Raw genomic sequence first — 14,351 nt, 5'->3', positions numbered from 1 at the left:
ACTCTGGCCTTGGACACACCGCCCACGCTGTTGATCGCGGCGGTTGCTTATGTCCTGAGACACACCCTGTTGAAGTTTCCTATGTCCTGCGACATGGGTTTCCTATGTCCTGAACCAGCACACTGCCGGGGGCACGCGTCTGACCAGGCATTTCAGCCCCTGACCTGCGGCTTCCCGGCCGCAGGTCTTTTGCTTTGTGGACCTTGATAGGCAGCCGAGAGCGCCCGTACGCAGCCGTAGGACCATGATCCGGGGATATAGTCGGGATGATCTTGGAGGCGTACCCCCAGGTCAGACCCCGATTCTCAACCCCCAGGCCTCTCGTGACCCGCTACGACGGCTCGACATGCGACGAACATAGCCGTTGATCACGCCCGATACATCCTAAAACTGAGCGTCATTCCTCCAGGCGAAGCTCGTCCTCACCCGTCGCCGACAAGAATGACATCGCCCGGCATGTCGATGCCGGGCGTCCCCTCCCGCTGCCGGTCGGGACCTGCCTCGCTCATCGGAACGTCCGGCGTGACGAGGACGCACACCTGACGCACACATTCAGCAGACGCACGAGTGGTCGCCTTGCTCTGCCCGCCCAGATCAGGCTGATCGCGCAAAGGCCCTACTGCTGTGCTCCTTGTTCGTCGTTACAGCCAGGGCGCATCTCCGAATTCACGGTCTACTATTGTGTCAAGACCCTTGTTGAGAAAATCGATAGCATACACTGCACCCTCTTGAAAATACAGCTGATACAGTGCGGCATGTTCGGCTAGAGTTCTAGCAACGGTATCATATGCACTCAGGTTTGGACAGCTATCGGCGTTGATCGAGATGTCGATGGCCCTGAAAAGTTTAACCTGGCAGCCCTGCTTCAGCTCCAGCTTAAGAACTCGATTCACTCTGATGTTCGTCTTCTGTTTAGGCCCGGGCTTCCGGTAGCTCGCTAGACGCTTCGCAAGGTTTCCCGTTTGGCCAATATATATCCATCGAGGGCATAGATCACGCAATTTCTGCAGTTCTGCAGTTCTGCGTCCTTCTAGGGCGTACACACAGCCGTGACCAGGGTCACGATCCGATAGAGGGAAGGAAATCTCACCATCTCCATCCAGCGTCACGACCCCACATTCAGTCCACCGGAAGTGGGTCTGCACGCTGATCTGTATATCCTTCATTGCGATCTCGAGTCCTTTTTCTCGGTGACGTGCTCGTTCTCTGCTTGACGGGAGCTTAATTACATACATTGAGCGTGGTGAGTAGCAATGTCGCGAGATAGATCGCAGAGCAGAGGATCTGTTTGGCCTGTTCATCCGCCTGAGGGATGATGGGAGGAAGCAGCCGTCGAGGCGGGATCAACTCCCGTTCCCGGACGCATGCCCGGGTCCAGCCCGGAAAGCCGCTGGCGGCTTCTTGTCCTGGGCGCTCACGTCCCTGATCCTGGCTGACCCAACTGCCCCAAGCGCTGGACCTTGATCGCGTGCCACCGACGCGAACGGTCAGCGGCGGGACTCAAGCTGCTTCAGCCAATATTCTGGCTTCTGTGGACGGTCGCCAACGCTCCGATACCACTCCTCGCTGGCCCCCGCGCTCACAGGCGCCCAGCATCTCGGTTGATGCAAACGCGGCACTAGTGCAGCAACACGAGCCACCCCCTCAGGCGGCTCGTCGTACGTCACGATGTTCAGTAGCAGCGGCGCACCTGATGAGTCGATCTCCGGTTCCCAGGTGCGACTTACGACCTGGCAATAAGCCCTCATCTCGAAGAGGGCAACCTTGCAGGCCATACCACTCGCGTAAGGCCGCAGCCAGATCAGCCGTTCACCAGGGACAAGCCGCTCCCGACCGTTGATGGCCCCATTAGGAACTGTTCTTTTCCGATCAAGATACGGGACGGGATCCTCTTCACCGTCAGCTTCTTCACTACTCAAACCAGCAACGTGGTCGGGATCGTTGGTTCCCATGAGTTCAAGGAGATCCCCATCACTGTGGGCCTGCCATACGTCAGTGATCTCGGGGCGACTCATGAGGCTCGGACAGGTCACGATTAGAAAGAGATCACCACTTGCCAGGGTTAGAGCGATCCGATCTCCGTGCCTAACATAATTCCCGTCGTCTCCACTCCAAGCATCGATACTGTTCCCTGTCAGGAGCGCATCCCGCACGTTCTCGATAGCGTCCTTGGCCGTGACAGCGAAGAACTCGCGCCGAGGATTCACCCGCCAAGTGCCCAAGAGTTGGTGGGCGAATGCCTCCACGGCCCGCCAGTGTGACGCAGCAGCGCGAAACTCAACATCGAAGGGGTACGGGACGCTTGTGGAGTAGAGCTGTCTCGCCCGTTTCTCCGCAAGCTTCGTCGTGAAACCAACCTTAACCATCTCGGGGATGGCTCTGTTGCTGACAACGTAGACAAAGCCGACCGAGTGCTGTGGCATGGATCCTCCCGACAGATGAGGCCTCTTCGAGCTCACACTGCCAGGCGTCACTGACAGTCTGATCGGTGATGGGAGCAGTGCGGCCACGCCAGGAAGGACGACCGGGATAGAGTGCTGGGCAGTTTCGTCATGCTGTATGCATGCGTCGGGAGCGGGCTGGACGCATCTGTACGAAGACGGGGTTGCGGAACACCGAGCCCGTCAGCAGGCATTGCCCCTGCCCCAGCGCGGGAACCGTCGACCACAGCGCCTCATGCACGCCGCCCGTAGTGGCACGTACAGGCGCAAGGTTGCCGGCCGACTTGAGCTGATGGATGAACCGCGTGTTCGCCAGCTCGAACAACTCCTCCGGCACATGCCCGGGCTGTTGTGACACCAGCACCAGCCCCATCCACCGCTTGCGGCCACGACGGCTGATGACCTGCAACTGGTCCAGCACCGCGCGCATCCGGCCCGCACTGGCCCGCGAGACGAACGTGTGCACCTCTTCGATCACCACCAGCACCGGCGGCCGCGGCCGGCCGTCCTTGCCGATGGGCTCGCCGCGAGCGACCGCGATCACCCGGTCGAACAAAACCTGCAGCAGGAAGGAGATGGCGATGTTGCGGGCGCTGTCGTTGGTCTCGCTCACGTCGAAGACGCTCAGGCGCCGCTTGACGAGCAGTTCGTCCACATCCAGGTACGGGGTGTTCCTCGTGGGCCGCCAGTCGAGCATCTCGGACCTGCCGAGCTTGTACAGCTTGTTCCGCAGGGTGGACGCGGTGGCCTTCTCCGTGGAGAGGAGTTTAGGCGGGAGCAGGGGCATGCCGCCCGTGGTCGGGTCCTCCTGCAAGCCGTCGATCAGGTCGCTGAGGTCGTACGGGCGGGCAGGAGGAGGCGGTGCGGGAGCGGCGAGGGCGCCCATCCTGGCCGGCCGGGAGGCCCTCTCCGCGTTGCGCCGGGCCTGGCCCGTGATGGCTCCCCACATTCTCACTTGGGGTTCGGTGAATTCGAGGACGTCGGCGACGATTTCCTCGGGCACGTCGGCGATCGGCACCTTGAAAGGCAGCGGGTCGGGCGCGTCCGTCATGCCGGCGTTCGGCACGTACACCCGGAAGTCGGGGATGCCGCGCGGACGCCGCCCGTCGAAGCGTTCCTCCAGCAGGCGAGCGAGGTGCGGCTCGTCGTTCCCCTTGTCCATCCGTACGTACTCGCCCTCGACGTCGATCGCGACGACCGCCCAACCGGCGCGAATGGCCTCCTCCATCAGCACCTGGGTGGTGTTGGACTTGCCTGATCCCACGGTGCCGAAGATGCCGGCGTTACGCGGCAGGAAACCCTTGTTCGCCGAATCCGCCTCGACTCTCACGTCGTCGTAGCCGAGCAACGAGCCCAGCTGCATGTCGCCTTCGATGCCGAGCATCCGGCGCAGCCGGTCGCTGGGATAGATGAACACCTGGGAGTACGGCCGGGGGCGGGTCGAGGTGGGGAGCACGTTCTCCGCCGGGTTGACCTCGCCGAGAATCTCGATCGTGCCGGCGGCGTAATAGGTGGGCCGGAACTGGGTGCGTTCCGGATGGAGCAGTGTGGTGCGGCTGATGGCCGAGTCGGGGCCGATCTCGTGTGGGCTGTGGAAGGGGCCTTCGACGACGCGTCCCAGGAAGACGATGCCTTGTTCGGTGTCGTCGACGCCTACGTAGGCGTCGCGGCGGAAATGGCGGCGCAGTTGCTCGGAGACCATGACGCCGCTGCTGGTGTTGTCCGTCCCAGGCCCATCGAAGGCGATGAAACCGAGCGTGACCAGCGATCGGGTGAGGCTGGTCTCGGCGGCCTCAAGGTCTTCGGCGGAAATCTCCTGTTCTGCGGGAGAAGGCGCGTCGTGCTGGCCTTCCGGCCCTTCCAGCGGTTCTTCGGCCTCGGCTTCGACCTCGGTGTCCGAGTTCATCCTCGTGTCCTCCGTGGGTCCAGATCGGTGAGTCCGTGCTCCACTCCGAGTTCCATCAGGCGCGTTTCAATGAACGTCCGGAACTCCCCGCCCTTGAACATCGTGCGGGCCACGTTGTCGGCGAGGTCGATGTGAAAAGGAAAGCCGCGCGCCGTCACGGGCGCGCCGGTGTCCGGCAGACCTCGCGTCCAGAGCGCGTCGGTGAGAAAGAGCGCCGCCGCCTCCTCGACCCGCTCCCGGTGGCACTCCAGCAGAAACGGACGATGCCCGGCCTTGATGAGCAAAATGGTGACCTCCGGCCCCACCTCTGCGATGAAGGCTCGGAATCTCGCCCGATCTAGGTTGTTGAACCCCGCCCTGGTCGTCCCTGCCCCCTCATCGCCGTCCAGGAAACCGGTGAGGTCGTCGGCCAGCGTACGCAACTCGATGAACTCCCCCGGCTCCAGGACGATGCCGGCGTTGAGCACGTCCAGGTCCTCGGGGCTTTCACTGACCGCGATGAACCGCTGGTCCTTGATGTAGTGGCGGACGAGATCGAAAACGGGCGGCAGGTTCTCCCGCGGATGTCCCACGCCCGTACGGAGCTCAAAGGGAACCAGCTCTCCATGGATCATCCGCCAGTCGGCCTCCTGCGCGAGCAGGAGCTTGCGTTCGCCGAAGAGCATGAGGGCGCGGCTGGCCAGGTTGGAGGTGCCATGCACCTTGCGGAGATTGTCGAAGAACTCCCTGGCCGTGTCACCGGTGCTGGTCAGCTCGTGCTCGAACACCCTCGTCACGAGCCCGACGGATTCGCCGGTGTTGGTAACGATCACCACGCCCACCTGGACCTTCGTACCGCTCAGGAGGGGTACGGCGGCCAGCGTCCCATCGGAGGCGGCGACGATGCCGGTGCGCAGGAGGTGCTTGGCCCATTGCATCTTCTCAGGCGACGGGCGGCGGATCTGGGCGCTTAAATCCGGATTCTCGGCCAATATCTCGGCACGGAGCTGCTCACGCCGCTCGTGCGAGGCCAGAACGGCCACATCGACCCGATCCCTCAGGTGGTCGACGTACTTTTCGAGCTCCATCCATGGCGCGATCGACAGAATGTCGGCAAGGCTTTGTGCGTCACGCTGTTCCACTGGACCTCCAGCTCCTCCAGTGACGCTTCGCAACCGATCACCACACTCAGTTGCAGAGTAGCCACGAGATCGGCAGAGTTCCAGGTTTTATAAGCACCAGGTCGCTGTCGGCGGAAGCTACACGCAGGAGTGCTCGAGCTCGTCTATTCGGGATCGTTCAAGGCGGCCGAGAGGTTTCCCGTGCGCAGCTCTTGCTGTTCGACCCATTTCTTTCCCTCGGCGGCGATCCCTTCCAGTACGTGGAGGGTGTGGGGAATGCCCGCGGCGTCCAGGGACACTTTGGACACCGCGCCGGGGCTCTCGCCCTGTTGCAGCTCCTCAAACCCGGAACTGACCTCGACACTGATCTCATGGCCGTTGACCAGTGTGAGTTGGAAGGTGCGTTCGTCGTTGCCCGACTCGCTGACCCCTACGGAGGCGACCGCTTCGAATCGGTAATTGAGCCTCTGCCAGTCGTGGAAGGTGCCTTTCAGGAAGTCGAGCCTGACGGTGAGCTGGCGGACGCCTTCCTGCGTGATGAGGAAGACCAGGAGCTGATACTTCTTGTGACGCCACGGACCGCCACGCAGCCGCGCGCGCTCACTCGACCGAACGGGAGCCTCGATGAAGGCGTGCGCGATGACATCACTCATGGTCAGCCTGTAGTGCCGCAGCGCCTCCGCGAGGAGCACCTTTCTGTCGCAGTCCAGCCAGCTGGCCATCTCCGCGTCGCGGGGTTTGTCCGCCATCTTCGCGCGCCACCGGGCCAGACCCTCCAGGTCGGCCTCCAAGGTCCGGTCGCTCTCAGCTGCGTCCGCGGTGTGCCGGCGGCGCTCCAAGACGAGGTGCAACCACGCGTGTGCGCTGATCCATCCTGAGATCAGCAGGAAGAGGATCGTGACGATCGCCAGGGCAGGCTCGACCGGCACGGCGCCGACCGCTGCCCAGCCGCCTCCGCTCGCGAGGGCGAGGAGACCGAGGATCGCCAGAGCCCTGGTGCGTCCGGGAGTGGCGAGTTCCGTGCGGTAGCTCCACAGCTCTTCCCTCTTGCGGCGCTCGCCGGTCTCTCGCGCGCGATGCCGGATGAGCCAGGCGATCTTCTCTATGCCCACCCCCGCGTAGACCTCTGCGATCTCGTCACGCAGGCTCCGGCGGATGCCCTCCGTTTCGGCCAGCCAGTTGTCACGATCCACCCTGAATGGAAGGTATTTGGCGAAGTAGTAATTGATCCGGTGCTCGGCCTTCTTTGCGAGGCTGCCGCGCTCGGCCTTGGTGCCGGGGCCCAGGTACTCCCTGTCTTTGGCACGGCGGCGTACGACGCGGAAGCGCCAGTCCGCGCTGTTCCGCATGCCGATATAGGCGCCGGCAATGCCCAGCAGGTAGGCGAGCATGAGGAGGACACGACCGCTCTGCATGATCAGGTAGCCGAGTTGGGCCACCGCTATGGCTAGGACAGCCGTCGCCGTCACGGCTTGGGCCCGCATCCCCAGAGGCGTGTCGGGTGGTCGTGGCTCCCGTCGCCGGGGCTTCTCCGGGACCGGATGGAAGAACTTCCAGATCCTGTCCTTCCGATCAGCGCCCATCTGATCCGTCTGTGCCTTCGTCAGCGCCAGATGCCACAGATGGTTCTCGATCGGGCCGTCGAGGTACAGCTCCAGATGCTCCAGGATCAGACTGCGTTGCGGTTCGCGGAGCGCGTCAAGGTCTTTGACGACGACTCGGATATCCTCCTCGGCCTTCCCCGCCGACTCCAGGAGCCGGTCGATGACGCGGACGCCGTCCCGCCACGGGTCCTCGCCCCAGAGCCGCATAGTGGTGCGCCGGTCGCGTAGCCGGGCGGTCTCGTCCTTGGACAGCTCGTGCCGTGTCCGGCCGCTTACCATGGCGAGCAACCAGTAGAAGTAGACCTCGTTGGTGGCGTAGCCCGCCATGGCCTCGTTGATGAGTTGCCGGGCAGGTTCGGGCATGCGGCCTTTCAGGAAGTACACCCCGGTCCGTAACTTGGTCTCGGGTGGATCCTGCGGTGTCGTCATGTAGATGGCATCGACGTGAACGGTCCCTGCCTGCACTCCGACGTGGGAGTCTGTGGCCACGTTCTCGACGCGGTGCTCCGGCTCGGTCATGACAGGGACTGGGCCAGGGCAATGATGACGGTCAGCTCGGCTGCCAGGTCGGCCACGTCACCGACGAGCCCGCACAGCTTCTTCAGCGCCAGCGTCAGCGTGTTCGCGCGGTCCGGTGTCTTCGTCTCCAGCGCCTGGTCTGCCGTGACGAGCTCCGCCTCGGCCGCCTTGTACGTCGCCTCATCCAGACGTCCGTCCGCCCACGCCTGCCACAGCCGGGAGCGGAATCCGGCCAGTGCCTCGGGGAGCTCCGCCGGCCGGGACGTCTGAGGAGCGATCCAGATACCGCCGTGCACAGTGCCCGCCTGCACTCCCACGTGAGCGTTTCCCTGGGCGATATTCGTGTTCGTCTCGGGCATGGCAGAGCTCCTTGTCGTGGGACGTTCGGTGGACAACTCCTCGGCCAGCGCCGCGGCGAACGTGGCCGCGTTGGCGACAGCCCTCGGCTGCCACTGCTCGCGGTCCGTGGTCTCCTTGGTGCCGTCGGCCCGGTCGCTGATGCCCCGGATGACGACGACGGGCACCTGGTTCAAGTGGCCGGCCTGTGCCACGCCGGCGCCCTCCATCTCGATCGCACACGCATCGTTGTAGTGCTCACGAATCCAGTGGGCGTACTCGGAGAGCCGGGAGTTCAGCACTACCTCCCCCGCGGCGATCGGCCCGAAATGCACCTCCGGGCGCGGGTCGAGATCTCTGGTCCAGGAGCCGGCCCGGTGTAGGTGCTGAGCGATCTGGTCCGCGGCGTGCGAGGTCTCCCACACCCGCGGACGGCTCTTGAAACCGTCGTCCTCGCTGGTGCCGCCGTGGAACGCGTACACGTGCGTCGCCACCACGACGTCGCCGAGAGCGATGTGCGTGTGCAACGCGCCCGCCACGCCCACGAAGAGCAGCGCGGCCGGCCGGAACTCGGCGATGGCACGTTCCGCCAGCACCCCCGCGGAAAGATTGCCTTTGCCGACGTGCGCCAGGACCACCTCGCCTCGTCCAGCCGCCAGCCGACCCACCTCGAAGAGGGTGCCTTGAGAGTGCCGGTGCAGACGCGGGCCGACCAGCTTTTCCCGGACCGCCTGGTATTCCAGGTCTAGTGCGGTGAGAATCACAACAGGGCTCACTGCGCCGGTTCCTTTCCGTTCGGCGAGTCGACAGGACGGATCATTGGGGGGTACAGGACCTCGCGCGGGCCGGCCCTGAACAGCCGAGCCGGTCGCCCAGTCGCGGCCTTGCGCGCCGAACCGGCCGGGACGATGAAGCCGTCGGTTTTCTTGATCTTTCGATAGAAGTTCCGGGGATCGAGCGGCATCCCCCACACCGCCTCGTAGACGTCTTGAAGATCCGTGATCGTGAACGTCGGCCCGCAGAAGGCCGTGGCGAGCGCGGAGTGCTCAAGCTTGGCGCGGGCGCGCTCGATGCCGTCCGTGACGATGCGCCGGTGATCGAACGCGAGGTCCAGCTCACCGGAGAGCACCCGATCGGTGGGCTGCCAACCGGCTTCGGCGGCATCGGTGCCGGCGGTCGGCTCGGGCAGCCTTGGGGCGATGGCCAGGAAGGCGACGCTCACCACCCGGCCACGCGGGTCCCGCCCGAGGTCGTCGTAGACACCGAGCTGTTCCAGCCGGAGTGTCACGACGCTCAGGTCGGTCTCCTCCGTCAGTTCTCGATGAGCCGCGACGAGGAGACTTTCTTGTGAGTGTTGCAGGAAGCCGCCCGGCAACGCCTGGGCGCCCTTGTACGGCTCGATGCCGCGCTCGACGAGCAGCACGTGCAGGCGTGAATCGCGCAAGGTGAGGATCACCAGGTCAACGGCGAGCAAGATGGCGGGCGGCTCCCATCGATCGTCGCTCATGCGCCTGACTCTAGATTTTTGTCAAACTGACAAAAAGTAGCGGCGCGGTTAGCTTCGCCATCCCCCGCAATGCTTGGGGGCCTGACGCCTGTCCGCTTGTACAGCGTTCCGGGGCGGGCATGCCGGTGACGGTACGTTGCCCCTCCGACAATTTGATATCAGGTGTTACGGACCTTCGGCTCGTAGGCGGCCCGGCTGCGCGTCCAGATCCCGCAGCCAGTGATCTCAGCCGCGGGCGGGCGGAACACCTGGTGGCTATGCCAGTCGATGTGGTTCTGCTCAACTACCTCCAGGCCGGGCCGGGGCTGTCGGACGGGTCGGCCGGCCAGGGTGAGCACCATGTCACGGGACGACTGCGAGCGGCCGACGAATCTGGCCGAGACGGCGATGGTGCGCTCCGCGGTCAGTCCGAGGACGCCCTTGTCGAACAGTTTGTGATGGATGGCGCACAGGCACAGGCCGTTCGCTACGTCGTCGGGCCCGTCGAAGGCCCACCAGCGCACGTGCGCAGCGTCCAGGCCCACCGCCGCGCCGTCCAGCCAGCCGTCGTAGGAGCAGAACGCGCAGCAGTACTCGTACGCCATGAGCACCCGGTCGCGGAACCCCCGGTCGCGCTGCTTCATGATCTCCGTGAGGGTTTCCAGCGTCTCCAGGTCCAGGCCGGCCAGCAGGCACAGGTCGGTGTGCAGGGACGGCGCGAAGTTGGCGTCCAGGAGGTAGCGGGCCATCCGCCCCAGCAGGCCGGGCTCCTCCGCCAGCGCGCGGGCCAGGTCGGGATGCAGGCGGCCCAGCTCCGGGCCAGGGCTGCCGGAGCCATGGCGGGTGTCGACCAGCCAGAGGCCGTCGTTCGTCAGGTGATGGAACGGGTAGCCGGGGCTGGTGTCACGCGGCGGGCCGTACTCCTTGAGCAGTTTCCTCAGCTCAACCTCGGCTGCGCTGAACGGGATGGGACCGTCGCCGTGCCGCTGGAAGTGGCCCAGGGCGTACAGCAGGAGGAGCGGTTTGTGCGGGGCGCGCTCGCCGCCTCTGCTCCAGCGCCGGATCTCGGCGACCCGCTCGATCCAGTCCACAATCGGCCAGTGTAGGACGATCTTTTCGGTCGAGGTATTCGCGTCTCGCTTTAGCCGACGGCGCCCTATAGCCCTCGTGAGCTGGACGGCCTGCTGCGTACGGTGTCCGATCCTGACCTGATCGACCCGCGTTCGCTGAACCTCGCCAACTCCCCGAGACCCTGGGCGCGCGCACGCGTGAGGCGCGGCGCCATACGGGATGAGAACGATGCGGTGCGGCTGGCTCGGCAGGTGGAGATCGTCCATCGAGTCGCTGATCTCCTCGGCGACCTGGTCCCGGAGGCCGCCACCACCGAGAAGATGGTGGAGGCCACGGAAGAACTGCTAGGTACCGCCCAGCGCGCTGGCGCGAGTGGCGCTCGCGAACGCTGCCAGGGTCCTCCGGACGTACGGCATCGAGGTTGAGGGGGCGGCTATCCCGGCCGCTGATGGCGTGCGGGCCGCCTAGATCCCTGCTTGCCGGCCAACATTGCGATCCTGCCCACGTCTCTCAAGGCGTCCCGTTAACCTGTGGTCGCCCTGAGAGCTCCAGTACCGAGACCTGACGAGGTCGTGCAGTCCCTCAGCTAGGAGTGCCGTGAGCCATCTGAACGACAGCCGCGCGCGTGTCATGGAGTTCTGGCGGGCCTGCGAGCTGTTCAGCCCGCCGAGTTTGCCAAGGGTCGACCCTCGGGACGAGCGGGAGCCGGTATTCCAGGTGGCGGCCGGCGCCCTGCTTCCCTGGGAGGCCGGCCATCCTCTCCAGCGCAGGCGCATCAGGCCGAACATGACGTGGCGTTACATCGTCTACGGCGGCGTCTTCCAGCTCGAACGGGTACGGGTCCTGCTGGAGAACGTGTTCGGGCCCGGTCCGGAGAACTTCGACCGTGCCCCGCAGGGGGCGAGTGCGCTCTTCGCCATGCTGGTCACGGAAGAAGGCCGGCCGTTGCTGGGAGCGTGAGAGTTCTCCAGTGCCGCCTGGGCGGCGGGTCGCACGGTGTCCCCCGGCCACCGGGATCCGGCCTGGCTCAAGGGCTTCGACGTGGCGGCCGGTCGCGTAGGGGCCGCCGGCGAGGAACTCGTCGCCGCCCTGGAGCATGACCAGCGAGCCGCCGAACTGCGGAACGAAGGTGTCTCTGTCGGTCGCCCTCTCAGGCAGGATGACTTGCGGGCACTCATGAAGCTCACGGCCGACCGGTTCGGTGTGGAGGAGGTCCTGGCGCCCGACGGTCTGCTCGTCAAGTGCGTGCAGGTTTCGCGCCGGCGCGAGCACGACGATGACGGCAGCACCGACTTCCTCAACAGCTTCATCTTCCATGACCTCGAACGAGTTGCCTCAGCCGTCCGGGCAGGCGCCTATGGCGCTGCCTTGGACGCCTACCTGCGGATTCCAGAGCCGTCCCGTACGGACCTGCGCAAGGAACCGCAGGTGGTTCTCGACCACGTGGCGCCCGAACATGTCCCTGCGGACGTTGGCCACAAGGGCCGGGCCTGCCGCTCGCGCTGAGCCAGCAGTTCGCGGTCAACACGATCATGTCCGAGTTGGCCCCGAGGGCGGGATTGTTCGCTGTCAACGGGCCTCCGGGCGCTGGCAAGACCACGATGCTCAGGGATCTGATCGCGGCCAACGTCGTGGAGCGCGCGCTGCGCCTGTCCAGGCTGCCCAGCACCGAGGCCGCGTTCACCGGAGAGATGCGCTGGCAAACAGGCGACTTCCGGCGGGTGGTGAGCCTGTGGCGTGAAGAACTCACCGGCTTCGAGATGGTGGTCACCTCGGCCAACAACGGGGCTGTGGAGAACGTTACGACCGAGATCCCCGGAGAGAAGGCGATCGACGCGCTCTGGCGACGGGAGGTCTCCTACTTCGACGACGTGGCGAGCCGGGTGCTCGGCGAGCCCGCGTGGGGCCTGGTGGCGGCCAAGCTGGGCAGGAAGTCCTACCGCATGGAGTTCGTCAGAAAGGCCTGGTACGGCACCGCCGACGAACCCGGTCTGCGGATGAGCTTCGAAGCCTGGCAGAGCACCGTAACGGACTCCTGGGCAACGGCCGTCGAGTCGTTCACCCTCGCCTACGAACGAGTCGAGGCTCTCCGGCGCGAGCGGGCCACCGCCCGCGACGCCTTGCGGGAACTGCCCGTACAGCAGCGCATCATCGCACGGGCGACCGAGCAGATCACCGCCGCCGAAGGTCGTCTCACCGCCCTGCGCACCGAGTTCGACGACGCCAAGCGTCTCGAGGAGTCGGCACGGCAGGAGATCACCTCACGCAAGCGCAGCCGCCAGAGCATCAACAGTTCCAGCCCAGCGTGGTCACCGCGCTCTTCACCTTCGGTAAGGCCTCCCGAGAGTGGCATGCGCAGGACCGGGCCCTGGCAGGTGACGTTCAGAGCGCTGAGGACGCGCTCGGCACCGCGACCGCGCGGCTGGAAGAACTCCGCCGGACCGCCGCACAACTCTCCCGAGAGCGCGACTCGCAGCGCACCGAATTGCACACCGCCCGGTCCCGGCTGGCCGAGCTTCAATCCCGTCTGGCCGTCCAGCAAGAGCGGCTCGGGCGGTTCTTCCCGGACGAGCGCTGGTGGACCGACGAGAAGCACCGGGAAAGTCAGACACTGTGGACCGACGAGGCCTGGAACCACGCCCGCACCGACCTGTTCGTGGAGGCCCTCCGCCTGCACCAGGCGTTCCTCCGGACGGAGGCGACGCGGATGCGCAGAAGCCTGCACGCCGCCATGGACGTCGTCACCGGGGACGTGCCCGCCGGCGTGCCGGAGGAGGCCGTACGGGCAGCGTGGCAGAGCCTGTTCTTCCTGGTCCCGGTCATCTCCACCACCTTCGCCTCCTTCGATCGGGTGTTTTCGCACCTCACGCAGGAGGCGCTGGGCTGGTTGTTCATCGACGAGGCCGGCCAGGCCGCACCACAGCTCGCGGCGGGCGCGATCTGGCGGTCACGGCGGGTGGTGGCCGTAGGGGATCCTCTGCAGCTGGAGCCGGTGGTGACGCTGCCGTTCGCCGCCCAGCAGGCATTGCGGCGTACGTTCGGCGTACATGAGGAGCACTGGCTGCCAGGACGCACCTCGGTTCAGCAGCTGGCCGATCATACGAACGCGTACGGCACGTATCTGCCCGGAGAGGACGCTCCCGTCTGGGTCGGAGCCCCGCTGCGCGTCCACCGACGTTGTGACGAGCCCATGTTCGGCGTCTCCAACGCCATCGCCTACGACGGGCTCATGGTCTACGGCAAGATCTCTGAATCCCCGATCGAACTGCCGGAGAGTGTGTGGATCGACGTGGTCGGAGCCGGCTCCAGCGGACACTGTATCCCCGAGGAGGGGGCCGCGCTGGAACGCATCCTGACCCGCCTCGCCCACGACCAGGTCGCGCCGGAGGACATCTTCGTGATCAGCCCGTTCCGCGACGTCGTACGCGGGATGCAGCAGGTCGCGCGGCGCTTCCCGGGCGTGGAGGCAGGGACCGTGCACACAGCCCAGGGCATGGAGGCCAGGGTGGTCATCCTCGTCCTGGGCGGCGATCCGCAACGGCCGGGTGCCAAGGCATGGGCGGCCAAGCGTCCGAACCTGCTGAACGTGGCGGTCAGCCGCGCCAAACGGCGCCTCTACGTCATCGGCGATCGGGCGTCGTGGTCGACGCAACGCTACTTCAACATACTCGCCCGCGATCTTGGAACACTCGTACTGCCGTCCCAGCCCTCGGCACAACCAGACCGCTGAGAACACCATCGAGAAATGCTGTGGGGTGGGGTGAAGCGCCCCGACTTTGATGGAGACCTCAACGGTTGATTCCGGCGGGTTCGTTGGGCTGGTGTTGAGCGTAGTAGAGAGCTTCGAACTCCTCTGGTGGCAGGTGTCCGATCGCTGAGTGCAGGCGG

General features: G+C 65.4%; 11 protein-coding genes. 3 read left to right on the top strand and 8 right to left on the bottom strand.

Translation table 11 applies throughout. From position 1 onward, the window contains the following. Positions 1–641: 641 nt before the first annotated feature. The 8 genes from GUY59_RS42150 to GUY59_RS42115 form a co-directional block, all read right to left on the bottom strand. Positions 642–1,166, bottom strand: a complete 525-nt coding sequence (locus GUY59_RS42150) for a hypothetical protein (protein WP_138207315.1) — start codon at positions 1,164–1,166, stop codon at positions 642–644. A 321-nt stretch (positions 1,167–1,487) separates the two neighbouring features. Further along, the gene (locus GUY59_RS42145) at positions 1,488–2,423 is read right to left on the bottom strand and encodes a GIY-YIG nuclease family protein (protein ID WP_138207317.1); all 936 of its coding nucleotides are present in this window, start codon (positions 2,421–2,423) and stop codon (positions 1,488–1,490) included. 127 nt (positions 2,424–2,550) lie between these two features. Continuing rightward, positions 2,551–4,347 (bottom strand): ATP-binding protein, encoded by a 1,797-nt coding sequence (locus GUY59_RS42140; RefSeq protein ID WP_138207319.1) that lies wholly within the window; start codon positions 4,345–4,347, stop codon positions 2,551–2,553. Beyond that, complete coding sequence (locus GUY59_RS42135; RefSeq protein ID WP_138207321.1) at positions 4,344–5,468, bottom strand: hypothetical protein; 1,125 nt, start codon at positions 5,466–5,468, stop codon at positions 4,344–4,346. The genes GUY59_RS42140 and GUY59_RS42135 overlap by 4 nt, the downstream gene beginning before the upstream one ends. A 143-nt stretch (positions 5,469–5,611) precedes the next feature. Beyond that, complete coding sequence (locus GUY59_RS42130; protein WP_138207323.1) at positions 5,612–7,570, bottom strand: hypothetical protein; 1,959 nt, start codon at positions 7,568–7,570, stop codon at positions 5,612–5,614. Continuing rightward, positions 7,567–8,682: a 5'-methylthioadenosine/S-adenosylhomocysteine nucleosidase gene (locus GUY59_RS42125; protein WP_138207325.1), complete on the bottom strand. Its 1,116-nt coding sequence runs from the start codon at positions 8,680–8,682 to the stop codon at positions 7,567–7,569. The genes GUY59_RS42130 and GUY59_RS42125 overlap by 4 nt, the downstream gene beginning before the upstream one ends. Continuing rightward, positions 8,679–9,380 (bottom strand): NUDIX hydrolase, encoded by a 702-nt coding sequence (locus GUY59_RS42120; protein WP_330849292.1) that lies wholly within the window; start codon positions 9,378–9,380, stop codon positions 8,679–8,681. The genes GUY59_RS42125 and GUY59_RS42120 overlap by 4 nt, the downstream gene beginning before the upstream one ends. Before the next feature lie 191 nt (positions 9,381–9,571). Next, positions 9,572–10,483, bottom strand: coding sequence for a phosphorothioated DNA-binding restriction endonuclease (locus GUY59_RS42115; RefSeq protein WP_138207329.1), 912 nt, complete (start codon positions 10,481–10,483; stop codon positions 9,572–9,574). A 577-nt stretch (positions 10,484–11,060) separates the two neighbouring features. Between GUY59_RS42115 and GUY59_RS42110 the strand changes: the two genes are divergently transcribed. From GUY59_RS42110 to GUY59_RS42100, 3 genes are all read left to right on the top strand, one after another. After that, entirely contained in the window at positions 11,061–11,423 is a 363-nt protein-coding gene (locus GUY59_RS42110) for a hypothetical protein (RefSeq protein ID WP_138207331.1), read from the top strand. Positions 11,424–11,459: 36 nt separating this feature from the next. Beyond that, positions 11,460–11,969, top strand: a complete 510-nt coding sequence (locus GUY59_RS42105) for a hypothetical protein (RefSeq protein ID WP_138207333.1) — start codon at positions 11,460–11,462, stop codon at positions 11,967–11,969. Between the two features lie 799 nt (positions 11,970–12,768). Then, the gene (locus GUY59_RS42100) at positions 12,769–14,193 is read left to right on the top strand and encodes a DEAD/DEAH box helicase (RefSeq protein WP_138207335.1); all 1,425 of its coding nucleotides are present in this window, start codon (positions 12,769–12,771) and stop codon (positions 14,191–14,193) included. Positions 14,194–14,351: the final 158 nt, after the last annotated feature.

Origin of the sequence: Nonomuraea sp. K271, assembly GCF_009908215.1 — a bacterium.
Taxonomy (GTDB): Bacteria; Actinomycetota; Actinomycetes; order Streptosporangiales; family Streptosporangiaceae; genus Nonomuraea; species Nonomuraea longispora.
Note: the sequence above shows the minus strand (reverse complement) of the source record. Positions and strands in the feature narration are given on the sequence as shown.